This window comes from Streptomyces marispadix (assembly GCF_022524345.1).
Classification (GTDB): Bacteria; Actinomycetota; Actinomycetes; order Streptomycetales; family Streptomycetaceae; genus Streptomyces; species Streptomyces marispadix.
Genome location: NZ_JAKWJU010000002.1, coordinates 4543653 through 4569254 on the forward strand (window position 1 = coordinate 4543653; position 25602 = coordinate 4569254).

The window sequence follows — 25602 nt, forward strand, 5'->3', positions numbered from 1 at the left end:
TCGTCACCGCCCGCACGATGGTGGCACGAGTCGTCGAGGGAGCGGCAGCCGAGGGTGGCGCCCCGGCGCGAGTACGGGCGGAGCGACAGGCGCGAGTACGGGCGGAGCAACGGCAGGGGCACCGGGCGCGGAAGCGACTGTCGGAGGCGTACGGCACCATTGCCCGCATGCGAGCGAGCCAGCGGCAGCCGGGAACGCCGGACCGGCGGGACGGCCGGGACAGCACGGAACGGACGGGGGAGTCCGTACCCTCCGCGGCGGATGACCCCGCACCTTCCGAACCGTCCGGCCCGCCCGCGCTGCCCGAGTTCGCCGAACGGGTCCTCGACGTCGCCGACCGCATCCCGCCCGGCCGGGTGATGACGTACGGCGACATCGCCGAATGGCTCGAAGAGGGCGGCCCCCGCCAAGTGGGCCGCGTCATGGCGCTCTACGGCGGCGCCGTCCCATGGTGGCGGGTCGTCAGGGCCGACGGCGTACTCCTCGCGGGACAGGAGCGGGCGGCCGTGGAGCACTACAGGGCCGAGGGCACGCCGCTGCGTGAGGCCGGGCGTGCCGCCGAGGGCCACGTGCCGCGGATCGACATGCGAAGGGCCAGGTGGGACGGCGAGATGTGACCACATACTGCGGCTGCTCACGGTTACCACCTTCCGCCATCTCCGCTCCCAGCTCGTACCGGGCCACACGTACGGAGTACCCGGGCACTGCGCTGCGGCCCGTGTGCCCGCTGGCGTAGCGTCTGCACCAGTCAGCACAGACCCTCCCCGAGGCGATCCACGTGAGCTCCTCCATCCCGTCCGACGCGCACCGCCCGTGGACCGGTCCTCCGCCGGGCCCGGGCTCCGGTACGGGCGGCGGCACCTACCGGCTCGTGCGCACACGGCCGGAGAGCGTGGACCCTCCTGCCTTGGACGCACAGCAACGCGAAGTGGTTGACCATTCCGGCGGCCCGCTGCTGGTGCTCGCCGGCCCCGGCACGGGCAAGACCACGACGCTCACCGAAGCCGTAGCGGAGAGGGTAAGGGCGGGAGGCGATCCCGAGCGCATCCTCGTTCTGACCTTCAGCCGCAAGGCCGCCGTCGAACTGCGCGACCGGATGGCCGCGCGGCTGACCGGCCTTGAGGAACGCGCCTTCGCACCGCAGGCGACGACGTTCCACTCGTACTGCTACGCGCTCGTACGCGCGCACCAGGACGCCGAGCTGTTCGCCGAGCCGCTGCGGCTGCTCTCCGGACCCGAACAGGACCTGTACATCCGCGAGTTGCTCCAGGGGCAGCTCGCCCTGGAGTCCGAGGGCCGCGGGCGGGTCGCCTGGCCCGGTGAGCTGCGTGCCTGCCTCACCACTCGCGGCTTCGCCGACGAGGTGCGCGCCGTGCTCGCCCGCAGCAGGGAACTGGGCCTGGGCCCGGACGAACTCGGCGACTTCGCCGCACGCACCGGGCGGCCCGACTGGAGCGCGGCGGCCGGTTTCCTCGCCGAGTACCTCGACGTGCTCGACGCCCAGGGCGTACTCGACTACGCGGAACTCGTGCACCGCGCCGTGCTGCTGGCGGAGAGCCGCGGCGTCGCGGAGACCCTGCGGGAGCGCTACGACGCCGTCTACGTCGACGAGTACCAGGACACCGACCCCTCGCAGGTGCGGCTGCTGCGCGCGCTGGCCGGCGGCGGCCGCACGCTCGTCGTCTTCGGCGACCCGGACCAGTCGATCTACACCTTCCGCGGCGCGGACGTGAACGGAATCCTCGACTTCCCCCAGGTGTTCCGGCAGCGCTCGGGAGCACCGGCGCCCGTGCGGGTGCTGCGCACGGGGCGGCGCAGCGGCGGCAGGCTGCTGGAGACCACGCGGGAGATCACCCGGCGTCTGCCGTCGACGCGGCTTCCCTCGGAGGCGGTACGGGCGCACCGGGGGCTGGCGGCGACAAGACCAGGCGGACGGGTCGAGGTCCTCACCTGCCCCACGGCGGGGGCCGAACTCGACAACATCGCCGACCTGTTGCGCCGCGCACATCTCGAAGAGGGCGTCCCCTGGGGCGAGATGGCGGTCCTGGTGCGTGCGGGCGGCCGTACGATCCCGGCGGCGCGCAGGGCCCTGACGTCCGCCGGCGTACCGCTCGACGTGGACGGCGCCGATGTGCCGCTGCGCCATGAGCCCGCCGTGGCACCGCTGTTGACGGCGCTGCGGGCGGTGGCCCGTGCGGCGGCGCACGGCGACGCCGACGCGGACGGGAAGGGCGGGAGCCGTGCCCCCGGTGACGCCGAGGTCGCGGGTGAGGCCACCGGCGACGGCGCGGACGCGGACGGCGGCGCCCACGAAGGGGCCGGTGACGGCGCAGGCGACGGCGCGGGCGACGGGTCGGCTCCGGCGGCCGGCTGGCTGGACACCACGACCGCGCTCACCCTCCTCGGCTCGCCGCTCGGCGGGATGGACGCCGCCGACCTGCGGCGCCTCGGGCGTGCCCTGCGTGAGGAGGAGCGCGCCGCCGGAGAGCGGGTCCCTCGACCCTCCGACGTACTGCTGACCGAGGCACTGGCCGAACCCGAGCGCCTGGTCGCACACGATCCGGCCTACGCACGCGGCGCGCAGCGCCTGGGCCTGCTGCTGCGCAAGGCACGTGAACTCCTCGCGGGCGGCGGCACCGCGGAGGAGGCGCTGTGGCAGCTGTGGGACGGTACGCCGTGGCCCCGGCGGCTGGAGCGCGCCGCTTTCCGCGGCGGCGCCGCAGGACGTAACGCGGACCGCGATCTGGACGCCGTATGCGCGCTGTTCGACGCCGCGGCCCGCGCCGAGGAACGCAGCGGCGGCAGAGGCGCCCTCAACTTCCTCGAGGAGGTCGACGCCCAGGACGTCGTCGCCGACACCCTCGACCGCCGCGGCGTACGCCCGGACGCGGTGCGGCTGATGACCGCTCACCGCTCCAAGGGCCTGGAGTGGCGGCTCGTGGTCGTGGCGGGCGTACAGGAGGGCCTGTGGCCGGATCTGCGCCGCCGTGGCTCGCTGCTGGAGGCCGACCGCATCGGCCGCGACGGGCTCGCCGAGCCGCTGCCGCCCGGCGCCCTGCTGACGGAGGAGCGCAGGCTGTTCTATGTGGCCGCTACGCGGGCGAAGGAACGGCTCGTCGTCACCGCCGTACGTGCGCCCGCCGACGACGGAGACCAGCCGTCGAGGTTCCTGGACGAGCTGGGCGTCGAACCCAAGGCCGTCAACTCCCGTCCGAGACGGCCGCTTTCGGTTTCCGCGCTGGTGGCGGAGCTGCGCGCCACGACCGTTGACCCGGACGCCTCTCCCGCTCTGCGGGAGGCGGCGGCCTCTCGGCTCGCCCGGCTGGCCGGGCTGCGCGACGAGGAGGGGCGTGCGCTCGTACCGGCGGCCCATCCGCACCGCTGGTGGGGCCTGCACGAACCAACTCGTTCCGAGACGCCGCTGCGCGACCCCCGACGGCCCGTCACGCTCTCGGGCAGCGCCCTGGACCAGCTCGCCAACTCCTGTTCCCTGGAATGGTTTCTGGCACGCGAGGTGAAGGCGGAGGAACCCGCGACGGCCGCGCAGGGCTTCGGGAACGTGCTGCACGTGCTCGCCGACGAGGTGGCCTCCGGCGGCACTCCCGCCGATCTCGCCGTGCTGATGGAGCGGTTGGAGACCGTATGGGACGGGCTGGCGTTCGAGGCGCCGTGGAAGTCCCGGCAGGAGAAGCAGAACGCGAGGGCCGCGCTGGAGAGGTTCCTGCGCTGGCACGTGATGCGCGACGGCACGGCGCGGACCGGGGCGGACGGGCAAGCGGACCTGGACGCGGACGGCGACGGGAGTACGGACGGCGACGGGAATACGGACGGGGACGCGGGCCGTGCCGGTGACGTGGGCGTCGCCGGAAGCGAACTCGGCTTCGACGTAACGCTGGAGGCGGGCGAGTACGAGGTACGGATCCGCGGCAGCGTCGACCGGGTGGAACGCGACGGGCAGGGCCGCGCGTACGTCGTCGACTTCAAGACGGGCCGCACCAAGCCGAGCAGCAAGGAGGCCGCACGCCATCCGCAGCTCGCCGTCTACCAGTTGGCCGTGCGTCAGGGCGCGGCCGACCCGCTCTTCGGAGGGAAACGCCCCGAGCCCGGCGGCGGGGAGCTGGTCCATCTGAGGCTGGGAGCACCGGAACGCGACGGCGGCGACGCCCTTCCGGTGGTGCAGCGTCAAGAGCCCCTGGGCGACGGGGAGTCGCACGCAGACGACGTGAAAGACCATGGGGACGGCGGCGGCGACTGGGTCGGCGAACTGCTCGCGACCGCCGCGGGCCGCATCCTCGACGAACGCTTCACGCCCTCGCCCGGTACGCACTGCACCCACTGCTCGTTCCGCGGCGCCTGCTCCGCACGCCCGGAGGGCCGCCAGATCGTGGAGTGACCGACTGCCGTCCCTGCGGGGACAGTTGGGCACACGCACGCTGATGCCGGAGCCGGGCCCAGCCGGTCCCACGCGACCCGGCCGCAGGCACCAGCCCCACGAACCCCGGGCCCACCGCGAATGTCAGTCCCGGCAGCTAGCGTCTCTCCCGTGCCCGAACGACTCACCCGCCCCGGACAGCTCGCAGACCTTCTCGGCATCCCCTTCACCCCTGAGCAGCTCGACTGCATCACCGCACCGCTCGCTCCCCAAGTCATCGTGGCGGGCGCCGGTTCGGGCAAGACGACCGTCATGGCGGCACGTGTGGTGTGGCTGGTGGGCACCGGGCAGGTCCAGCCGGAGCAGGTGCTCGGCCTCACTTTCACCAACAAGGCCGCGGGCGAACTCACCGAGCGCGTAAGGAAAGCACTCGTAAGAGCGGGAATCACCGACCCGGACCCCGCCGACCCCGAACACGTCAGCGGAGAGCCGCAGATCTCCACCTACCACGCGTTCGCGGGACGGCTGCTGACCGAGCACGGCTTGCGGCTCGGCATCGAGCCCGGGGCGCGGCTGCTCGCCGACGCCACCCGCTTCCAGCTCGCCGCGAGCGTGCTCCGCTCCGACCCGGGCCCGTTCGAGGCGCTCACCAAGTCGGTCTCGGCGCTCGTGGAGGATCTGCTCGCCCTCGACGGCGAGTTGAGCGAGCATCTGGTGCAGCCGGGCCGGCTCCGCGCCTACGACGAGGAGTTGCTCGCCACCCTGAAGGGCTCGACTCTGAGCAACGGTTCGCTGCGCAAGGTGCCGCAGGCCGCGCTCGGCCGCGTCGAACTCCTCGGCCTCGTCGAGAAGTACCGTGCCCGCAAGCGTGAGCGCGACCTGCTCGACTTCGGCGACCAGATCGCACTCGCCGCGACCCTGGCGCGCGATGTGCCGGAGGTCGGGCGTGCGCTGCGGGCGCAGTTCTCCGCCGTCCTCCTCGACGAGTACCAGGACACCTCCGTCGCCCAACGCGTCCTGCTGTCCGGCCTGTTCGGCGCCGCAGAGGGCTCGGGCCGTACGGAGGACGCGGGCCGCGCGGAGGAGCCGGCGCTTACGGAGGACGCGGGCCGTATGCCGGGGGAGGGCGCCGGGCACGCCGTCACCGCCGTCGGCGACCCCTGCCAGGCCGTCTACGGCTGGCGCGGCGCCTCCGTCGCCAACCTCGACGACTTCCCACGGCACTTCCCGCACGCCGACGGCACTCCCGCCCGCCGCTACTCCCTCAGCGAGAACCGCCGCAGCGGCGGCCGTCTGCTCTCCCTCGCCAACACCCTCGCCGCCCCCCTCCGCAGCCGCCACGAAGGCGTGGAGGCGCTGCGCCCCGCCCCCGGCGCGGAGAGCGAGGGACTGGTGCGCTGCGCCCTGCTGCCGACGCACGAGGAGGAGCTGGAGTGGCTCGCCGACTCCCTCGCCCACCTCGTCCGTACGGGCACACCGCCCGGCGACATCGCCGTACTGTGCCGCGGCGCGGCCGACTTCGCCGAGATACAGGCCGTGCTGACCGCCCGCGAACTCCCCGTGGAAGTCGTCGGGTTGACGGGCCTGCTGCATCTGCCCGAGGTCGCCGACCTCGTCGCCATGTGCGAAGTGCTCCAGGACCCGACGGCCAACGCCTCGCTCGTACGGCTGCTGACCGGGCCGCGCTGGCGGATCGGGCCCCGCGACCTCGCACTGCTGGGGCGGCGCGCACGTCTCCTCGTACACCACGAGGACGACCACGGCAGCGACCCCGACGGGCGGCTGGCCGCGGCGGTCGAGGGCGTCGACCCGGCCGAAGTCCTCTCGCTCGCCGACGCGTTGGAGACCTTCGGCGAACCGGGCGACGGCCCCGGCGACGGGCTGCCGTTCTCCACCGAGGCACGAGTGCGCTTCGCCCGCCTCGCCTCCGAGATACGCGAGCTGCGCCGCTCCCTGTCCGATCCGCTGATGGACGTGCTGCACAGGGTGCTCGCGGTCAGCGGACTGGAGGTCGAACTCTCCGCGTCGCCAAGGGCGTTGGCCGCCCGCCGACGCGAGACCCTCAGCGGCTTCCTCGACGTGGCCGCCGGATTCGCCGCGCTCGACGGAGACGCCACGCTGCCGGCGTTCCTCGGCTTCCTGCGTACGGCCGCCCAGTACGAGAAGGGACTCGACAGCTCACTCCCCGGCGGGGAGAACGCCGTGAAGGTGCTCACCGCGCACAAGGCCAAGGGCCTGGAGTGGGACGTGGTCGCGCTGCCGGGGCTGGTGGCGAAGCAGTTCCCCAGCGAACAGCCCCGCGAGTCGTGGCTGAGCCGTCCGAGAGTGCTGCCGCACGCCCTGCGCGGCGACGCGGCCACCCTCCCGGACGTCGCGGAGTGGACCGCCAAGGGCGTCAAGGACTACGACACCGCGATGCGCGACCACCAGGCCACCGAGGAACTGCGCCTGGGATACGTCGCGTTCACCCGCCCCCGCTCACGGCTGCTCGGCTCCGGCCACTGGTGGGGACCGCACCAGAAGAGGCCGCGCGGGCCTTCCGCGTTCCTTGAGGCGCTGCGTTCCCACTGCGAGGCCGATCCGGCACACGGCGAGGTGGAGCACTGGGCAGAAGCACCCGACGAAGGCGAGGAGAACCCTGCGCTGGCCGCCGCTGCCGCAGAGGCACGGGCCTGGCCGATGCCGCTGGACGAGGAGGCGCTGGCCCGCCGCCGGTCCGCGGCCGACGCGGTACTGGCACACCTCGCGAACGAACCGGACGCGGCGGAAACGGAGACCACGGCGGACGCGACGTCGCACGCGAGATCGGGGGCGCCAGCGGGGACGGGGGCGCGCGGCGGAGACGACCGCGAGGGAAGAGGCAGCGGCCGGAAAGCAGGCGCCCACCGGCGAGCAGGCCCCGGTGGCGGCCGAGGCGCCCGCCGGAAGCGGGACCGCGCCGCTCCCCTTCCCCCTCACCCCCGAGGAATCACGGCTCGTGGAGTCCTGGGACCGCGATCTGGAAGCGCTCAGCAGCGAACTGCGGCGCTCTCGCGTATCCGTGCGCGACGTACCGCTGCCGCCCGCGCTGTCCGCGTCGCAACTGCTGCGCATGGCCGCCGACCCCGACGGCTTCGCGAAGGAACTGGCGCGGCCCATGCCACGGCCACCGCAGCCGGCCGCCGCCCGCAGAGGCACCCGCTTCCACGCATGGGTGGAATCCAGCTTCGAGGAATTGACGCTTCCGATGCTCGGCCCCGACGAACTCCCCGGCAGCGGCGACCCGTCGCTGGGCTCCGGCTCCGGGCCCGGCGCCACCGGCCCCGGCGGAGAACCCGACGGCATCGCCGACGAACGCGACCTCACCGCGCTCAAGGAAGCCTTCCAGCGCTCCCCCTACGCCCAGCGCACCCCGTACCGCGTGGAGGAGCCCTTCCAGCTCGAACTGGCGGGCAGAATCGTCCGCGGCCGCATCGACGCCGTCTACCGGGAGACCGCGCCGGACGGCTCGCCCACATACGACATCGTCGACTGGAAGACCGGCCGCACCCGCGCCGCCGACCCACTCCAGCTCTCCGTCTACCGCCTCGCATGGGCCGAGAAGCAGGGAGTGCCGCTCGGATCGGTCGGCGCCGCCTTCCTCTACGTACGAAGCGGGGAACTGGTACGGCCCGAAGGGCTGCTGGACCGGGACGCGTTGGAGAAGCTGCTCCTCGGCGAGGGCGGCGAAGCCACCGAGGCGAGCGAGCCCAGCGGAGACAGGGAGGGCGGCCACGACCGCCAAGCCCGCGCCCGCCCCTGGCAGCGGGCGAGGGAGACAGCGCAGCGACAGGATGGGAACCGTCCCCCATATGCCGGATAGGCTGCCCGGCATGAGCAGCATTCCCGCAGCTCCGGACGACGCCGTCCGGGCCTGCATCGCAGACTGGCGCGCCGCCTTTCTCGACGACCTCGCGGAGTGGCTGCGCATCCCGTCCGTGTCCGCCGACCCGGGCCACGCCGCCGACGTGCGGCGCAGCGCGGACTGGCTCGCCGCGAAGCTGGCAGCCACCGGCTTCCCCGTCACCGAGGTCTGGGACACCGACGGCGCGCCCGCCGTCTTCGCCGACTGGCCGTCCGGGGACCCCGCGGCGCCGACCGTGCTCGTCTACGGCCACCACGACGTACAGCCCGCGGCACGCTCCGACGGCTGGCACTCCGACCCCTTCGTCCCGGAACAGCGCGACGGCAGGCTGTACGCACGGGGCGCCGCCGACGACAAGGGCCAGGTCCTCTTCCACGCCCTCGGCGTGCGGGCACATCTGACCGCCACCGGCCGCACGTCCCCCGCCGTGAATCTGAAACTGCTCATCGAGGGCGAGGAGGAGTCCGGTTCACCGCACTTCCCCGAGCTGCTGCGGACCCACGCCACGAGGCTGGCCTGCGACGCGGTGATCATCTCCGACACCAGCATGTGGTCGAAGGACACCCCGACCGTCTGCACCGGCATGCGCGGCCTGACGGACTGCCAGATCGACCTGTACGGACCCGGCCAGGACATCCACTCCGGAGCCTTCGGCGGCGCCGTCCCCAACCCCGCGACCGAGGCCGCACGGCTCGCGGCCTCCCTCCACGACGAACAACGCCGCGTCACCCTCCCCGGCTTCTACGACGACGTCATCGAACTCACCCCCGCCGAACGCGAGTTGTTCGCCGAACTGCCCTTCGACGAGGACACCTGGCTGCGTACGGCCCACTCCCACGCGACGCTCGGCGAGGAGGGACACACGACCCTGGAGCGCATCTGGGCCCGCCCCACCGCCGAGGTCAACGGCATCGCCGGCGGCTACCAGGGCCCCGGCAGCAAGACCGTCATCCCCTCGCACGCCCTGCTCAAGCTGTCGTTCAGGCTCGTGGCCGGGCAAGACGCGGAGAAGATCCAGCAGTCGGTCCGCGAGTGGGCCGCGCGGACCCTGCCCGACGGCATCCGGCACGAGATCGTCTTCTGGGGCGCGACCCGTCCCTGCCTGACTCCGCTGGGGCATCCCGCGCTGACGTCGGTCGTACGGTCGATGGAACGCGCCTTCGGCGGGCGGGTCCGCTTCACCCGCGAGGGAGGGTCCGGGCCCGCGGCCGATCTCCAGGACGTACTGGATGCGCCGGTGCTCTTCCTGGGCATCTCGGTGCCCTCCGACGGCTGGCACTCGCCGGACGAAAAGGTCGAACTGGACCTGCTGACGAAAGGCGCCGAGGCCGCCGCCTACCTCTGGGACGACCTCGCGGAGCACTGGAGCACACAAGCGCGCACTCCCACAGTGCCGTAGCGCAAGGACGCGTAAGGAGCAGGAAGCTGAAGTGACCACTCGGACCGACTCGACCACGGGCCCCGGCACGGGCGCGGTTCCCGCCGCGACCCCCGGCCCCGGCGCGAGCGCAGGCGAAGCCGGCACCGCGGACGGCGAAGGCGCCGCCGCCGGCGCCGACCGCCCGATCACCCTCACCCCCACCGGCGGCATCGACCGCGCCGCACACCACCGCATGGACGAGGCGTGGCTCGCGGCCGCCTGGAGCCACCCGACGACACGGGTGTTCGTCGTCTCCGGCGGCCAGGCCCTGATCGAGGACGACGGGGAGGGCCGCACGGAACTGGTGATGATGCCGTCGTTCGACGCGCCCTTCACCGAGGCACACAGATACTTCCTCGGCGTCGACGAGGACGGCATCCGCTACTTCGCGCTGCAAAAGGACGCCCTGCCGGGACGCATGGACGACATCGCACGGCCCGCCGGGCTGCGCGAGGCAGGCGTACTCCTCGACGCACGCGACGCCGAACTCATGGCCCACGCCGTCGGCTTGGAGAACTGGCAGCGCACACACCGCTTCTGCTCACGCTGCGGCGAACGCACCGTCATCGCCGCCGCCGGCCATCTGCGCCGCTGCCCCGCCTGCGGCGCCGAACACTATCCACGTACCGACCCCGCCGTGATCATGCTGGTGACCGACGAGAAGGACCGCGCGCTGCTGGGCCGTCAGGTCCACTGGCCCGAAGGCCGCTTCTCGACGCTCGCGGGATTCGTCGAACCGGGGGAGTCGCTGGAGGCGGCGGTCGTCAGGGAAGTCGCCGAGGAGGCGGGCGTCACGGTCGGCTCCGTCGAATACGTGGCCAGCCAGCCCTGGCCGTTCCCCGCAAGCCTCATGCTGGGCTTCATGGCGCGAGCCACGTCGCCCGAGATCCAGGTCGACGGCGACGAGATCGAGGAGGCCCGCTGGTTCTCCCGCGACGACCTCAAGGAGGCGTTCGCCTCCGGCGAGGTGCTGCCGCCGTCCGGAATCTCCATCGCCTCGCGCCTCGTGGAGCGCTGGTACGGGCAGCCGCTGCCCCGGCCCGGACGCTGAGGCCGGGGGACTGAGGTCCGGGGGCTGACGCCAGGGGCCGGGGGGCGACCGTTCCGGATCAACAGTCCCGGATCAACGGTGCCGGGGCGGCTGCCCGAGGGCGGCGGCGCCGCACGGTACGGGCGGCCGCGGCCTGCCCGTACCGGCTCCGGCCGCGCTCAGGCCACGACCTTCTCCTTGACCTGCGCCAGCGACGGATTGGTGAGCGTCGTCCCGTCGGGGAAGAGCACCGTCGGCACCGTCTGATTGCCGTTGTTGGCCTTCTCCACGAAGTCGGCGGACTCCGGGTCGTGCTCGATGTTGATCTCCGTGTACGGGATGCCCGCACGGTCCATCTGGCCCTTCAGCCGACGGCAGTAGCCGCACCATGTGGTGCTGTACATCGTCACGTTTCCCGCCATGGGTCCTGAGCTCCTTAGTCTCCGTTGGTGAATGGGGAACGTGTGAACCGGCCGGACCATTCCCGGAGAGCGAGCCGCCGACGGCGAGACGACGGGGCCGAGAACGGTGCCGGGGGAAGGCTCCCGAGGGCGGGCGCTGCGGCAGGCGTCGAGCCGGGTGTCAGGCCGGGCGTCGGGCCGCAGCCCGGGAGTCGCGTGAGTGTCGTATGACGATCCGGGACCGGCTGTGGACAACCGTCTCGTCCGCCTCCTACGACCTGGCAGCATGGCGGGGTGACAGCAGCCACGGACTCCACTCTCTTCACCCACGCCGAGCAGGACACGTTCACCGGGCCGCCCCGCGACGCGGACGCCGTGCTGGAGGGCCTCGACCCAGAGCAGCGCGAAGTGGCCACATCGCTGCGCGGACCGCTGTGCGTGCTCGCCGGCGCGGGCACGGGCAAGACCCGCGCGATCACCCACCGCATCGCATACGGAGTGCGTGCCGGAATCCTCCCGCCCGCCGGCGTGCTCGCCGTCACATTCACCAACCGGGCCGCGGGAGAGATGCGCGGACGCCTGCGGCAACTGGGCGCCGAGGGCGTCCAGGCCCGCACGTTCCACTCCGCGGCGCTGCGGCAGCTCCAGTTCTTCTGGCCCCGCGCCGTAGGAGGAGAGCTGCCCAGACTGCTGGAACGCAAGGTGCAGCTCGTCGCCGAAGCCGCCGCCCGCTGCCGCCTACGCATCGACCGCAGCGAACTGCGCGACCTCACCGGCGAGATCGAATGGTCGAAGGTCACCCAGACCGTCCCCGAGGACTATCCCGCCATGGTCGCCAAATCGGGCCGCCTCGCCCCACGCGACCCCGCCGAGACGGCCAAGGTCTTCGCGCTCTACGAACAGCTCAAACGGGAGCGTTCGGCGATCGACTTCGAGGACGTACTCCTGCTGACAGTCGGCGTCCTCCAGGACCGGCCCGACATCGCCGACCGCGTCCGCACCCAGTACCAGCACTTCGTCGTCGACGAATACCAGGACGTCAGCCCCCTCCAGCAGCGCCTTCTGGAACTGTGGCTCGGCGACCGCGACAGCCTCTGCGTCGTCGGCGACGCCAGCCAGACCATCTACTCCTTCACCGGCGCCACCCCCGACCACCTCCTGGACTTCCGCACCCGCCACCCCGGGGCGACCATCGTCAAACTCGTACGGGACTACCGCTCCACACCCCAAGTCGTGCACCTCGCCAACGGCCTGCTCAGCCAAGCCGCCGGCCGAGCCGCCGAACACCGCCTGGAACTGGTCTCCCAGCGCGAAGCCGGCCCCGAACCGGTGTACACCGAGTACGCCGACGAGCCCTCCGAAGCGGAAGGCACCGCCCAACGCATCCGCAGCCTCGTCGACTCCGGCGTCCCCGCCAGCCGCATCGCGGTGCTCTACCGCATCAACGCCCAGTCCGAGATCTACGAGCAGGCCCTCGTCGACGCCGGAGTGCCCTACCAACTCCGCGGCGCCGAGCGCTTCTTCGAACGCCCCGAGGTCCGCGAGGCCGGAGTCGCACTGCGCAGCGCAGCCCGCTTCGGAGGCAACGACACCCTCCTCGACGGCGCCGTCGGCCTCCCCTCCCAGGTGCGCGCCGTACTCAGCGGCAAAGGCTGGACTGACGAGCCCCCGGCAGGCTCCGGCGCCGTCCGCGACCGCTGGGAATCACTGATGGCACTGGTACGGCTCGCCGAATCCCTCTCCGCGGGACGCTCCGCCTCAGGAGGAGAGGAGCCCACGCTCGCCGACTTCGTCGCGGAACTGGACGAGCGAGCCAACGCCCAGCACGCCCCCACCGTCGAAGGCGTCACCCTCGCCTCGCTCCACTCGGCCAAGGGCCTCGAATGGGACGCCGTGTTCCTCGTCGGCCTCACCGAAGGCATGATGCCGATCACCCACGCCAAGAGCGACGCCCAGATCGAGGAGGAGCGGCGCCTGCTCTACGTCGGCGTCACCCGCGCCCGCTTCCACCTCCACCTCTCCTGGGCGCTGTCCCGCTCACCGGGAGGCCGCGGCGGACGCCGCCCCAGCCGCTTCCTCAACGGGCTGCGCCCCGGATCCTCCGCGTCCGGCGCAGCAGGCAGGCCCGGGGGCCGCGGCGGCATCGAGCACGGAAGCACCTCCGGGGGCCGCTCGCGTAAGCGCCGCGGGCCCGTCCGCTGCCGGGTGTGCGGGCGTTCGCTGACGGACCCCGGCGAGGTGAAGCTGATGCGCTGCGAGGGATGCCCCTCGGACCTCGACGAGGCGCTCTACGAGCGGCTTCGTGAATGGCGCTCGGAGCGGGCCAAGCAGCTCGGCCAACCCGCGTACTGCGTCTTCACCGACAAGACCCTCATGGCGATCGCCGAGACCGTACCCGAGGACGACCGAGCCCTCGCCTGCATCTCCGGCGTGGGAGCGCGCAAACTGGAGCGCTTCGGAGCGGACGTCCTCGCGCTGTGCGCGGGCGAGGAGCTGGGCGGAGACGAAGAGACGGGACTCGGCGAACAATCGGGCACGAACGCCGAGTTGGGCGCCGGAGACGAGCCGCAGTCCGACACCGGGCCGTAGACGGATACCACTTCGCGGATGTCACCGGGCCGTTGGAGGCCACGGTGCCCAAGGGCACAGGCACCGAAGGGTCGTGAGAGGCACGGGAGGCGGCGCCTCTCCCTCGCGCCCTCGCGGAAGCTTTTTCGGAGATGACGGAAAAATAGTTTGCGCCCGCTGTCCGGAGCCCCATAGCCTTCCGGACGTGGACAGGGCGGGGGCTTTCCGCTCCAACCCATCCATGCTGTACTGACTCTTGCACGTTTACGGATCGGCCCCGGCCGATCCCCGAGTCGCCGAGAGGAGGCGAGCCAAGTGATCGACTTCATTAACACCACCAAGATGACCGACCGCTCGGTCGTCGCCTCTTGCCTGCTCGGCTCCCGGACCGATGGCACGGGTCTGTCCCGCGTCGTCCCCGTCACCGACGGGCGACCGGCGACGGCACTCGAGGTAGCGGCAGCAGCGGCGCCGGCACCGGCCTACGCCTTTGCGCTCGCGGCCGGCGGTGTCGGCGATGGCAGCCAGAAGACGAAGCACAACCCGATGTGGGCCTTCCGTGGGCTCGAACCCTGGAGAGATCCAGCCTGATCGGCGAGATCAGGTCGGCACCTTCCAGGGCCGCGGAACCCACACAGGGATCCGCGGCCCTTCTGTTTGCCCCGCCCGGCCACCAGCCGGGCCGACAACACAACAGACGACGACAGACGAGGAACCCGGCAGTGCACCCCGAAACGCACACCCCGTCACCCACGACAGACCTGATGCCGCCTGACGCCACCACGGAGGAAAACGTGTCCGCCCCGCTGATCACGCTCACCGAGCTCGACGAAGCCATCGAGCGGCTCGGTGTCACCGTGCCCTGCCGCTCCTACGACCCGGAGGTCTTCTTCGCCGAGGCCCCGGCCGACGTCGAATACGCCAAGACGCTGTGCCAGACCTGCCCGCTGCGTGAAGCGTGCCTCGCCGGTGCCAAGGACCGCCGTGAGCCCTGGGGCGTCTGGGGAGGCGAACTCTTCGTCCAGGGCGTGGTCGTGCCCCGCAAGCGGCCCCGCGGCCGTCCCCGGAAGAACCCGGTCACGGCATGAACACCGCAGGCACCATCGACCGCCCGACAACGCGTGATCCGCAGCAGCGGCACCTTCCGAAGCAGCAGGACCCGACGATGACATCCGCATCCGACACCACGAACCACACCGGTACAGACGCCGAAACCGCGCGTCAGAACAGGACCCGTCAAATGCAACTCATGCCAGAATCCCTGGCTCGAGCCCATATGAACGACCGCCTGCACCAGGCCGAAGCCGAACGCAAGGCTTTGCGCATCACCTCGGCCCGTCGCCTACAGCGCCGAGCGGAGCGAGCTTCACTGCGCGCCCGCAGAGCGCTGGCCATGGCCGTCATGCAGTGACCGAGTCAGTCGAAGTCGGTCAAGCGGCGAGTCGGCCGAGCAGGGAGCCGGAGCCAATCGAAGAGCGAAGGCATCACTCGGTGACGGCCGAGAGCTGAAGGTTGAGCGCTGAGCACCGAGAAGTGGTAGCCACAGCTGAAGACCGCGAGTGAAAGAGCCGGAGAGCCGGGGGAGTTATCTGCCCCGGCTCTTCGCCGTGCGGTGCCGCGGCTCTCGCCGTTCGCGGCGGGAGCGGGCGCCGGAGGTGCCGTCGGGGTGGCGGGCGCAGGTGGCCGTGAAGGCGAAGCGGCGTGGCGGAACGGAACTGCGTAGCGGGACGGCCGTGCGGAACGACTATGCACAATGACCTTGCGGCGGTTGCCACTTGAGCCGCTGGTTCTTGGGTGGTTGCTGCGAGCAGAGGGGTTTCTCTTCCGGGAGCTTTCCCGGGGGCTCCCCCCACCCGCTCCCCCCACCCCCTCCCCCCCAACCCCCGTGTTGCAGCCTTAACCAGCCCGCCACCAGTTCAGGCCGGCGTCCCCGCTTCTGCTGGTGAGCCCTCGTCACCGGTGTCGGTGTCCGGTTCCGCTAGGAAGCCCGGTACCCAGGTCTCCATTTCCTCCCGCATCCGTACCGTTGCTCCCAGTTGGCACAGCACGCCGATGGTGCTGAGCGTCACCCGGTGTATGAGCAGATACGACGGGGGCAGATTGAGCTGCTTGCCCAACTGGTGTGCGGGCGAGCGTGGATCGGCGATCCTCGCGGCCTGCTCCCGCATCCAACCCCGGTGGAAGTGGAAGGACTCGGCTCGTGCCGGCTCGATGACGGGCACCAGATAGTCCAGTACCGCGGACGGCTCCAGCTCGATGGAGTCCTTGACGAATCCTTCCGAGCACAGCAGTTCGTAGACCGCGTCGGCTTCGCCGTCGATGACCATGCGCAACGCCGTGCCGATCACCGGTGGCAGACCTCCCGGCAGCCGGTCGACGGTGCCGAAGTCCATCACGCCGAGCCGCCACTCGCCGCCCTCCTCGGGGTCTTCCGCTGGCAGCAGACGGAAGTTCCCCGGGTGAGGGTCCGCGTGCAGCAGCCCTGTGCGGGCCGTGCCGGAGCAGAGGAACCGGGCCAGCAACTGCCCTGCCCTGTCACGTTCTTCCTCGGTGCCCTCCGTTATGACCTCGGCGAGAGGAATCCCATCGATCCACTCCGTCACCAGTACCTGCTCGCACTGGTGCACAACGTCGGGGATCACCACGTCCGGGTCGTCTGCGAACTCCTCCGCGTAAAGCCTCTGGGCTTCCGACTCAAGTTCGTAGTCCAGCTCCTCGGTGATGCGGTCCCTCAGTTCGGAGACGAGGGGCTTGATGTCCATGCCGGGGATCAGCGGCCCCAGCATCCGTACGAATCGGCCGAGTTGGGTGAGATCCGAGACGAGTGCCTCACCGGCTCCCGGATACTGCACCTTGACCGCCACCTCGCGTCCGTCGTGCCAGACCGCGTGGTGCACCTGACCGATCGATGCCGCCGCGGACGGCTTGTCGTCGAACTCCTCGAAGAGTTCGAGCCAGTCTTCGCCCATACGCTCGGCCAGCACTTCGTGGACCCTGCTGGTCGGCATGGGAGGTGCCGCTTCCTGGAGCTTCGTCAGCGTCGCTCTGTATGGGCCGGCTATCTCCTCGGGAAGTGCCGACTCGAAGACCGAGAGCGCCTGGCCGAACTTCATGGCGCCCCCTTTCAGCTCGCCGAGCACCTTGAACAGTTGTTCCGCGGTGCGCCGTTGAAGATCGTGACCGACGAGTTCTGCGGAGAGCCCTCCGATCCGCTTGCCGATGCCCCATGCGGAGCGCCCGGCGAACCCCAGCGGCAGCGCGGCCAGTTTGGCCGTACGCGTGACTGCCTTACGGGGGAGATCAGACATGGGCCCCTCCAACTTTCAGACGGCTCGGCGGCGTCCCGCCGAGAAACGGCGGCCGTCAGGCCATTGTGACCTCTTCGGCGGCTTCCGCCGAGGGCGGGCGATCCGCTGTCACGGAAGAGGCACCGCACGGACACTCGGGGTGGGCCGTGAACTGCTCGGTGCCGCCGACGAGATGCGGCAGTGCGAACCGCATCCGGTAGCCGGAAGCGCATGCGCCGTCACCGTCGACGAACGCGAGCGCGTAGGAGGCGATGGCCCCCGCGACCATCGTTGCCAGTGCCGCGTCGCAGGCCGGTACGCCGGAGCGCCGCCTGGCCGACATCCGCCACTGGCCCACCACCAGCGGCCAGCTCGGTTCACGTTCCGCACGTGCGCGCAGTATGCAGCCCGCGCACGGTGAGGCTCCGGGCGTCACCAGCGGTCCGACGAAGCCCGTGCCCTCCACGATTCCGCCGTAGAGGTGCGGGGTCCCCGCTCCCATGAATCCTTCGGCGGCGTCGGGGTCGGGTGCGTAGGCGTCGAGCCCGTCACGTGGCGTGAGGATCACGAGCTTCGGTCTCGGCCGGGACCGGCAGCCTGAGGGCGAGCGGGTTCGTGAACGCCAGGGCCGCCCCCGGGAGACGGCTCTGCGGGCTGCCACATCGCGTCGCTCTCCGCAGTCTTCGGGTGCGATGCCGCCGGGGGCGGTGTCCCAGGGCTCGACCTTGCCGCCGTCCACGACGGCGACTTCCCCTACTCCGGCTGCGGAGAGCGTCGATGCGACGAGAGCGCCGACCCGGCCTGCGCCGCGCACCTGTACGCATGTGTCCCCGCGCGCCACCAGCCTGCGCAGCCCTTCGCCGGGCCGTGGATGGACGACGGACAGGGAGGCCAGGTCGGGCCGCAGCCGGTCGCCGACATCGGCCGACGCTTGCCTGTCGGCGGTGGCGTCGTCGAGTACTCCCGCGGAGCCGAGCCTCTCCACGAGTCTCTCCGCTGTCCCTTCGGACAGGCCCAGGCGGGCCGCTTCGTCCCGTAGTCGGGCCAGGGACCTGGTGCCGTCCATCGTCTCCATGAATGCGGCCGTCGTGTCGTCGACCGGCCCGAGGAGCACCGCATGGGCTGGTGCCACCCCGTACTGCACCGTCTGCCGGTCACGCCATGCACGCCTCAACGCAGGCTTGATCATCGGATGCATGCTGCTGCCCCGTTCTTCAGGTCTGGCTGCTGATGGGGACAAGCATGGGGTGGAGGGGGTGGAGGGTGCCGAGAGTCATCCACAGGCTCGGGAAAAGGTCGTATGAACCGAACGGATAAGGGGCGATTGCCGTGAACCCCACCGGAGGTGGGACTTCCGCTCTCCACAGCGGGTAACGTCGAGACGTGTCCGCCGACCCGCTGAACAGCACAAGCCAGCCGCGGCGGTCGAAGTGCGTCGCAGCGCGCGTCGCAGGCGCACGGTCTCCGCCTACCGCGAGGGCGACCGCACCATCGTGATGATTCCCGCCCGTATGTCGACGGACGAGGAGCAGCGCTGGGTCGGCGTCATGCTCGACAAGCTCGCGGCGCAGGAGAGCAAGCGCATGCTGGGCGACGCCGAGCTGGCGGAGCGCGCCGCGCGGCTGTCCGAGCAGTATCTCGACGGCCGTGCCAGGCCCGCCACGGTCCGCTGGGTCACCAATCAGAACACCCGCTGGGGTTCGTGCACCCCGGCCGAGGGCAGCATCCGCCTCTCGCACCGGCTGCGCGGCATGCCCGAGTACGTCATCGACTACGTGCTGCTGCACGAGCTGGCGCATCTGCTGGTGCCGGGGCACGGTTCGCGTTTCTGGGAGCTGCTCGACGCCTATCCCCGTACGGAACGGGCCCGGGGCTTCCTCGAAGGGGTCGTCGCCGCGGACCGGCTGCCCCATCTCCCGGGGCCACGCGAGGTGTAGGGGCATCGGGCGCCTCCGGTTCGATCGCATCGACCCCGGTCGGCCGCCTCCGCGCATGCCGGTCCCGCCCCGTCGGCCGCGTCCTACCCTGTGGCCCGGCCGTCCCCTACCAGGGCGCGTGCCTGCTCGGTGAGGCGTACGACGGACTCGTCGGCCACCGTGGGCACGTCCTGGTATCCGTACCAGCGCAGTTCCAGCGACTCCTCGCTCACGGTCTCCAGGGCGCCCTCGGGGGCGAGCGCCGCGTACTGCACGTCCAAGTGCCAGGCGCACGGCGTGAGATGGCGGTCGAGGCGCACCGGGCCGCCGGGCAGCAGCGTCAGGGACTCGATGCCGGACTCCTCCCGCGCCTCGCGCAGTGCGGCGCCCTCCAGCGTCGCGTCCTCCGGTTCGCAGTGGCCGCCCATCTGGAGCCACATCCGCAGCTTGCGGTGGAGCGTCAGCAGTACGCGGCCGGCGGACGGGTCGATGACGAGGGCGCTCGCCGTGATGTGCCCGCCGGCGCACGCCTTCCACATGCCGTCGTCATGGGAGCGCAGATGCGCCAAGTAGTCCTGGCGCAGCTTCTCCTGGCCGTGTCCGTCGGGGCCGCGGTGGGCGTCCGCCGGAGGGGACCATTCGGTAAGCGTCCGGATCGCGTCTTCGCGCAGGCTGGGCGGACTGCTCACGGCTTCTTTCCGCCGTCGCCGCCCGGCTCGTCCCCGTCCGGCTTGTCCTCGCCTGACTCGTCCCTGCCTTCCGCTTCGTCGCCTCCGGTGCCGCTGCCGCCGGTCTCCTCGTCCGCCTTGGCGCCGCCGGCCGCGTCGCCCAGCAGCGACTCCAGCTCCGAGAAGTCCACGTTCTCCCGGTGTACGAAGCCGTCGGGGTCGTCGAGGTCGGCTGCCGTCGGCAGCATGTCGGGGTGTGCCCAGAGGCTGTCGCGGCCCTCGGACCCGCGGGCGTCCGTGAGCGAGGCCCACAGCCGGGAGGCGTCACGCAGCCGCCTCGGCCGCAGTTCGAGCCCGATGAGGGTCGCGAAGGTCTGCTCGGCCGGGCCGCCCGAGGCGCGGCGCCGGCGCAGCGTCTCGCGCAGCGCGGACGCCGACGGCAGATGGGGCTCCGCAGCCGCGTGCACGACGGCGTCGACCCAGCCCTCGACGAGCGCCAGAGCGGTCTCCAGCCGGGCCTTCGCGGCACGCTGCTCGGGGGTGTCCTCCGGCTGGAACATGCCCTGCTGGAGGGCCTGTTGGAGTTCCTCCGGGTTCTGCGGGTCGAACTGCCCGACGACGTCCTCGAGTTTGGTGGTGTCCACCTTGATGCCGCGGGCGTATCCGTCGACCGCGCCGAACAGATGGGAGCGCAGCCACGGTACGTGCATGAAGAGGCGCTGGTGCGCGGCCTCACGCAGCGCGAGGTAGAGGCGCACCTCCTCCTGCGGGACGCCGAGGCCCTCACCGAGCGCCGACATGTTCGCCGGGAGCAGCGCCGCCTTGCCGTCGGGACCGAGAGGCAGCCCGATGTCGGACGAGCCGACGACTTCGCCCGCGAGCACGCCGAGCGCCTGGCCGATCTGCGTGCCGAACATGGCGCCGCCCATGGAGCGCATCATTCCGAGCAGCGGGCCCGCCATGGCCTGCATCTCCTCGGGAAGCACATCGCCCATGGCCGCGCCGACGCGCTCGGCGACGGGGTCGACGAGGTCCTTCCACACCGGCAGCGTGTTCTCCACCCACTCGGCGCGGCTCCACGCCTCGGCCGTCGTGGAACCGGACGGCAGCGACGTCACACCGTCCAGCCACACGTCGGCCAGCCGTACGGCCTCCTCCACCGCGGCGCGGTCGGACGGCCCGATGCTGGCGTCCTTCGTGCCCGTGGCCGCGCCGCCGGACTCCGAGCCGCTGCCGGGAGGCCCCGCGGCGACGGTCTGGCGCGCGATGTCCTTGGCCATGTCCCAGTTAACGGGCCCGCCCTCGTAGGAGAGCATCTGCCCGAGCTTCTGGAAGGCGGCGCCCAGGTCGTTTGGGTCCATGCCGCCCTGGCCGCCGCCGAGCGAGCCGAACATCGCGGCCAGCGGGTTGTCGGCGCCCGGACCGCCCGCGCCGCCGGAGCCGCCGAAACCGAAGGGATTGGGAGTGCCGCCCTGGCCCCCGCCCTGACCGCTTCGGCCGCCCTGGCCGCTCTGGCCCGCGCCGTCGCCCTTCTTCTTGCCCTCGTCCCCGTCTTCGGGCTCCTCAGGAGGTACGCCGAATCCGAATGGGGTGTCACTCACGGGTTTCCTCGGCTCTGTCGTATGCGTCTCGTGGGTCTACGTACGTCGTGCGGGTCTCGCGGGAGGGTGCGCCGGAGTCGGGTCGGTCGGCTCGCCGTTCGGCTCGCAGGCATGCGCGTGTGGACTACGTTGGACTGGCCCCGATCGGTCGAAGGGGACCATTCGGGACACAGGCGAGCCTGCTTCGGTGTCACGGGCTCCACCTCCAGCCTAGACACCTGTCAGGCAGGATGGAGCTTGCGCACCTCCTACCAGAAACAACCGCTGGAGACGACTGGTGAGTTCCTCCGACAGCAACGTTCGCGCAGCGCGAACCCCGACCGTCGCCGTCACGGGTGCCGCGTCAGGAGTGGGCGCGCTGCTGACGGAGCGGCTCGCGGCATCGGAGGAGATCAAGAGGGTCATCGCGCTGGACGAGCGGCGCGGCGAGGTCAGCGAGGCCCAGTGGCACACTCTCGACGTGCGCGACCCGGCGATCGCGGACCGCCTGCGCAACGAGGGCGACCCGGTGGACGTCGTCGTCCACCTCGCCCTCGACCTCGACCTGGAGACCGATCCGACGGCCCGTACCGCCCTCAACGTGCGCGGCACGCAGACCGTGCTGACCGCCTCGGCCGCGGCAGGCGTCCCCCGCGTCATCCTGTGCACCTCGACGATGGTCTACGGGGCTCTGCCCGACAACGACGTGCCCCTCGCCGAGGACGCCGAACTACGGGCCACCGCCGAGGCGACCGCCGTCGGCGACCTCCTGGAGATCGAGCGGCTCGCACGCCGCGCCCCGCGCGCCCACCCCGGGCTCAACGTCACGGTCGTACGCCCCTCCGTGCTCGTGGGCGCCGGCATGGACACGGCCCTCACCCGCTACTTCGAGTCGCCCCGGCTGCTGGTCGTGGCCGACTCCCGGCCCTGCTGGCAGTTCTGCCATGTCGACGACCTCGTCAGCGCGCTGGAGTTCGCCGTGCTGGAGAAGGCCGACGGCGAGATGGCCGTCGGCTGCGACGGCTGGCTCGAACAGGAGGAGGTCGAGGAACTCACCGGCATCCGCCGCATGGAACTCCCCTCGGCCGTCGCCCTGGGCGCGGCCTCCCGGCTGCACCGCCTGGGCCTCACCCCGTCCCCGGCGGGGGACCTCGCGTACACGATGCACCCCTGGGTCGTCTCCGGTGCGCGCCTGCACGACGCGGGCTGGCGCCCCCGGTGGACGAACGAGGAGGTGCTGGCGGAACTGCTGGAGGAGGTCGCGGGCCGCCACACCCTCGCGGGCCGCAGGCTGGGACGTACGGAAGCGGCGACCGCGGCGGGCGCGGGCGCGACCGTGGCGCTGCTGGGCACGGCGGCGCTCGTACGCAGGGCCCGCAAACGCCGAGGTCTGTAGCCGGGCCGCAGGCGGCCGAGCGGGCGGGGCGGTTCCCCCCGCCGCCCGGCGTGCGGCAGCATGAAGCCATGGCGCAGAGGCACGATCACCCTGGCGAGAAGGCCGCGGCGGACCCTTTCCGGCTGCTGGCGATCCGCGACGAACCCCTCTCCGTGGACGAGGTGTTCACGGCGGTCGGCGACCCCTCGTCGGGCGGCACCGCGCTCTTCGTGGGTACGGTGCGCGATCACGACGGCGGTGCGGACGTCACACGTCTGGGTTATTCGGCGCATCCCACCGCCGAGGCCGAACTGCGCCGCGTAGCCGAGAAGACCGCGGCCGACTTCCCGGTGCGCGCGCTCGCCGCGGTGCACCGCGTCGGGGAGCTGGCGATCGGCGACCTGGCCGTGGTGGCGGCGGTGTCCTGCCCGCACCGTGCGGAGGCGTTCGCCGCGTGCAGGCGGTTCGTCGACGACCTCAAGCGCGAGGTCCCGATCTGGAAGCACCAGATCTTCGCGGACGGCACGGAGGAGTGGGTGGGGGTCTGACGCCGGCCGGCACCAGTGCCGTCGCAGTGCTCCGGCCGGTGCCGGTCCGTGTCCGGACGGTTCCCTTCCGGGGCTTCGGGTAAGAGGACCGGTACGCAGCGGTCGGCGTAGCGCCGTCACCGGGTGGAGGCGACCCCCGCACCCGTACGGTCCACGCTCCGGTTGCGTAACCGGATCCCGGGAAAGAGCGTTGTCCTGCCGAGAGTTAATCTGCTCATCGGCCGTTCAGCCCGGTGAGATCCGGGCGGGCAGCTTCTTCTCAAGGGGTCGGGAGGTCTTCATGGCGGCACTCTCCTGGTTGCTGATTCCGATCATGGCCACGGTTGCGGCCGGTGTCTGGGGTAGCTGGGCCAGTCGGCGTCGGACGGGCATCCCCGATACCGTGGGCGTCACCGGCTACGAGCGCTTCCGTGCCGCGATGGAACGTTCACGCGTCGAGGAGACCGGGGGGACGTTCCGCCCGGAAGCTCCCGCCGAGCCCGTTGTGACCGCCGCCCGGCAGGCCGCGGATCCGTCCGCCCGGACGGCGGACTGACGGTCCCTTCCCGTACTGTCGTGCCATGCCACGACGCACCGCGACGATGCTCGCGTCCACGCTGCTCCTCATAGCGATGCTCTGTGCCGGGCTGCTCATCCAGGTGCCCTACGCGGAGATGTCGCCCGGCCCGACCGTCAACACCCTCGGTGAGCACGACGGAGAGCCGGTGCTCAACATCAAGGACCACAGGACGTACGACACGTCGGGCCATCTGAACATGACGACGGTCCGCGTCACGGGCGCCGACTACCGGATGAATCTGCTGGAGGCCGTCGGCGGCTGGCTCGAGCACGACAGTGCGGTGGTGCCGCACTCGACGCTCTACCCGGAGGACAAGTCGGCCAAGGAGGTCGACCAGCAGAACGCCGAGGAGTTCAGCGCCTCGCAGGAGAGCGCGAAGGTCTCGGCGCTGCGGGAGCTGGGGATCCGCGTCCCCTCGTACATCGTCGTGGGGTCCGTGGTGAAGGGCGGTGCGTCCGAGGGCAGGCTGCACGCCGGGGACCTCATCCGCAGCGTCGACGGCAAGCCCGTGAAGGACCCCGAGAGCGTCGCGGACGTGGTGACCCGGCACAAGCCGGGGGAGAAGGTCCGCTTCGAGGTCGTCCCGGCGGCGAAGGTCAAGGCGGCGCAGAAGGCGGGGAAGAAGCCGTCGGCGCGCGACGCGGAGCAGATAACCGTCGGCACGAAGAAGGCCGAGGACGACGGCCGGGCGATCGTGGGCATACAGCCGGCGACCGGCCACATCTTCCCGTTCGGCATCGACATCAAGCTCGCCGACGTCGGCGGGCCGAGCGCCGGGCTGATGTTCTCGCTCGGCATCGTCGACAAGCTGACCCGCGAGGACCTCACCGGCGGTTCCTTCGTGGCGGGCACCGGCACCATCGACGACAAGGGCAAGGTCGGAGCCATCGGCGGCATCCAGATGAAGACCGTCGCCGCCCGCGCCAAGGGCGCCAAGTACTTCCTGACCCCCGCGGCCAACTGCCAGGCCGCGGCGAAGGACAGGCCCGCCGGACTCACGCTCGTGAAGACCGGCACCATCGGCGACGCCATGGACGCGCTGAAGAAGATCCGCGAGGACGACACGGGCGGTCTCTCGCGCTGCAAGGCGAGCTGACGCCCGGCGTCGCCGCTGCCGCCTCACGGGTGACGCCGCCCTTTCGTACGGTCGACGCCCCCGCGCCCGGGGCCGTATGGACGCGCGCACGCGGGTACGGGAACGCGGCTCAAGGGGGCGGACCGCGCACCCGGCACGAACCGCCCCGGCCGCCGTCTCCGCAGGGACCGGGCCCCGTCGGCCTCGTCACGTATGGCGGTTGGCCGACAGCGCCCTTTACTCCTCTGGCTCCTGACGCCTGGCTCCAGTGGCTCCTCTTACTCCTCGAAGGTCGCCGCCAGCGCGTCGGCCAGCCCCGGCACCAGGCCCGCCCCCGTGAGCACCTCCGTGGCGCTGTCCTTCTCGCGCAGCCGCAGCGCCGATTCGCGCTTGCCGTCCCGCAGCACGGCCACGGTGAGCCGCACCTCCTGACGTTCGGGGTGGTCGGCGACCCACTGCGAGAGCTGCTCCTCGGCGCCCTCCTCCTGGAGCTCCTCCGGAACCGCAGCCTCCGCCGACTGCGGCAGCATCAGCCGCTCGACCGTCATCGCGCAGCCCGCGACGGCTTCGGGCCAGGCGATCGTCGCCAGGAACTCGTCGAGGGGAGCACCGGTCGGCAGCTCGTCCTGTTCGACGGGGGTGAGGGAGTCGGCCTGCTGCCCGGCGTCCTCGTCGAGACCGAGCTGACCTGCTATTTCGGGCTCCTCCGCGCGCAGTCGGGCCGTGTCGACGAGGGCGAAGAGGCGGCTGGGCTGGTCCCAGCCCAAGCCCGCCGCGTATTCGTCGAGTTCCAGCACCGCTCGGGTGAGCGGATCGGCTGCGAGAGGCGTGCCGTCGGTGGGGAGGTTGTCCATGCGTATATCGTGCCCGCTTCCACCCCGGGATCGGGAACTGGGTAAAGCTTCGTTAAGTTGCATGAG

The 25602-nt window shown here is 71.7% G+C and carries 19 protein-coding genes and 1 pseudogene; 14 read left to right on the forward strand and 6 right to left on the reverse strand.

Annotation, left to right across the window (positions count from 1 at the left end):
• The first annotated feature begins 167 nt into the window (after window positions 1-167).
• From MMA15_RS19130 to nudC, 5 genes and pseudogenes are all read left to right on the forward strand, one after another.
• Window positions 168-617: an MGMT family protein gene (locus MMA15_RS19130; RefSeq protein WP_308290565.1), complete on the forward strand. Its 450-nt coding sequence runs from the start codon at window positions 168-170 to the stop codon at window positions 615-617.
• 155 nt (window positions 618-772) lie between these two features.
• The gene (locus MMA15_RS19135; RefSeq protein ID WP_372498360.1) at window positions 773-4393 is read left to right on the forward strand and encodes an ATP-dependent helicase; all 3621 of its coding nucleotides are present in this window, start codon (window positions 773-775) and stop codon (window positions 4391-4393) included.
• A 150-nt stretch (window positions 4394-4543) separates the two neighbouring features.
• Window positions 4544-8213, forward strand: a pseudogene (locus tag MMA15_RS19140) (ATP-dependent helicase).
• Between the two features lie 10 nt (window positions 8214-8223).
• Window positions 8224-9654, forward strand: a complete 1431-nt coding sequence (locus MMA15_RS19145; RefSeq protein ID WP_241061378.1) for a dipeptidase — start codon at window positions 8224-8226, stop codon at window positions 9652-9654.
• A 166-nt stretch (window positions 9655-9820) separates the two neighbouring features.
• Window positions 9821-10726: an NAD(+) diphosphatase gene (nudC, locus tag MMA15_RS19150; RefSeq protein ID WP_241063296.1), complete on the forward strand. Its 906-nt coding sequence runs from the start codon at window positions 9821-9823 to the stop codon at window positions 10724-10726.
• Window positions 10727-10884: 158 nt separating this feature from the next.
• On the opposite strand, the gene MMA15_RS19155 is transcribed toward nudC, so the two are convergent.
• Window positions 10885-11127: a mycoredoxin gene (locus tag MMA15_RS19155; RefSeq protein WP_241061379.1), complete on the reverse strand. Its 243-nt coding sequence runs from the start codon at window positions 11125-11127 to the stop codon at window positions 10885-10887.
• Between the two features lie 273 nt (window positions 11128-11400).
• Here MMA15_RS19155 and MMA15_RS19160 point away from each other — a divergent pair, with 273 nt between their 5' ends.
• From MMA15_RS19160 to MMA15_RS19175, 4 genes are all read left to right on the forward strand, one after another.
• Window positions 11401-13695: an ATP-dependent DNA helicase UvrD2 gene (locus MMA15_RS19160; protein WP_308290566.1), complete on the forward strand. Its 2295-nt coding sequence runs from the start codon at window positions 11401-11403 to the stop codon at window positions 13693-13695.
• 294 nt (window positions 13696-13989) lie between these two features.
• Window positions 13990-14265, forward strand: a complete 276-nt coding sequence (locus MMA15_RS19165) for a hypothetical protein (RefSeq protein WP_241061380.1) — start codon at window positions 13990-13992, stop codon at window positions 14263-14265.
• A gap of 131 nt (window positions 14266-14396) precedes the next feature.
• Window positions 14397-14762, forward strand: coding sequence for a WhiB family transcriptional regulator (locus MMA15_RS19170; protein ID WP_308290567.1), 366 nt, complete (start codon window positions 14397-14399; stop codon window positions 14760-14762).
• The gene (locus tag MMA15_RS19175; protein WP_241061381.1) at window positions 14759-15085 is read left to right on the forward strand and encodes a putative WhiB-interacting protein; all 327 of its coding nucleotides are present in this window, start codon (window positions 14759-14761) and stop codon (window positions 15083-15085) included. The genes MMA15_RS19170 and MMA15_RS19175 overlap by 4 nt, the downstream gene beginning before the upstream one ends.
• 505 nt (window positions 15086-15590) lie before the next feature.
• Here MMA15_RS19175 and MMA15_RS19180 read toward each other — a convergent pair.
• Together MMA15_RS19180 and MMA15_RS19185 are read right to left on the reverse strand one after the other, a co-directional pair.
• On the reverse strand, window positions 15591-16982 hold the full coding sequence (locus tag MMA15_RS19180) for an ABC1 kinase family protein (RefSeq protein WP_241061382.1): 1392 nt from the start codon (window positions 16980-16982) through the stop codon (window positions 15591-15593).
• A 55-nt stretch (window positions 16983-17037) separates the two neighbouring features.
• On the reverse strand, window positions 17038-18150 hold the full coding sequence (locus MMA15_RS19185) for a ThiF family adenylyltransferase (RefSeq protein ID WP_241061383.1): 1113 nt from the start codon (window positions 18148-18150) through the stop codon (window positions 17038-17040).
• A gap of 124 nt (window positions 18151-18274) precedes the next feature.
• Here MMA15_RS19185 and MMA15_RS19190 point away from each other — a divergent pair, with 124 nt between their 5' ends.
• A complete protein-coding gene (locus MMA15_RS19190) occupies window positions 18275-18898 on the forward strand; it encodes a M48 metallopeptidase family protein (RefSeq protein WP_241063298.1) in 624 nt (207 codons plus the stop codon).
• Between the two features lie 83 nt (window positions 18899-18981).
• Here MMA15_RS19190 and MMA15_RS19195 read toward each other — a convergent pair whose 3' ends face one another.
• Both MMA15_RS19195 and MMA15_RS19200 read right to left on the reverse strand, forming a co-directional pair.
• Window positions 18982-19566, reverse strand: coding sequence for an NUDIX hydrolase (locus MMA15_RS19195; RefSeq protein WP_241061384.1), 585 nt, complete (start codon window positions 19564-19566; stop codon window positions 18982-18984).
• Complete coding sequence (locus tag MMA15_RS19200) at window positions 19563-21146, reverse strand: zinc-dependent metalloprotease (protein ID WP_241061385.1); 1584 nt, start codon at window positions 21144-21146, stop codon at window positions 19563-19565. The genes MMA15_RS19195 and MMA15_RS19200 overlap by 4 nt, the downstream gene beginning before the upstream one ends.
• A gap of 277 nt (window positions 21147-21423) precedes the next feature.
• Between MMA15_RS19200 and MMA15_RS19205 the strand changes: the two genes are divergently transcribed.
• From MMA15_RS19205 to MMA15_RS19220, 4 genes are all read left to right on the forward strand, one after another.
• A complete protein-coding gene (locus tag MMA15_RS19205) occupies window positions 21424-22521 on the forward strand; it encodes an SDR family oxidoreductase (RefSeq protein WP_241061386.1) in 1098 nt (365 codons plus the stop codon).
• Window positions 22522-22589: 68 nt separating this feature from the next.
• The gene (locus MMA15_RS19210; RefSeq protein ID WP_241061387.1) at window positions 22590-23048 is read left to right on the forward strand and encodes a molybdenum cofactor biosynthesis protein MoaE; all 459 of its coding nucleotides are present in this window, start codon (window positions 22590-22592) and stop codon (window positions 23046-23048) included.
• Window positions 23049-23328: 280 nt separating this feature from the next.
• The gene (locus MMA15_RS19215; protein ID WP_241061388.1) at window positions 23329-23583 is read left to right on the forward strand and encodes a hypothetical protein; all 255 of its coding nucleotides are present in this window, start codon (window positions 23329-23331) and stop codon (window positions 23581-23583) included.
• A gap of 25 nt (window positions 23584-23608) precedes the next feature.
• Window positions 23609-24703, forward strand: coding sequence for a YlbL family protein (locus MMA15_RS19220; protein WP_241061389.1), 1095 nt, complete (start codon window positions 23609-23611; stop codon window positions 24701-24703).
• A 257-nt stretch (window positions 24704-24960) separates the two neighbouring features.
• Here MMA15_RS19220 and MMA15_RS19225 read toward each other — a convergent pair whose 3' ends face one another.
• Window positions 24961-25536, reverse strand: coding sequence for a PPA1309 family protein (locus tag MMA15_RS19225; protein WP_241061390.1), 576 nt, complete (start codon window positions 25534-25536; stop codon window positions 24961-24963).
• Between the last annotated feature and the right edge of the window lie 66 nt (window positions 25537-25602).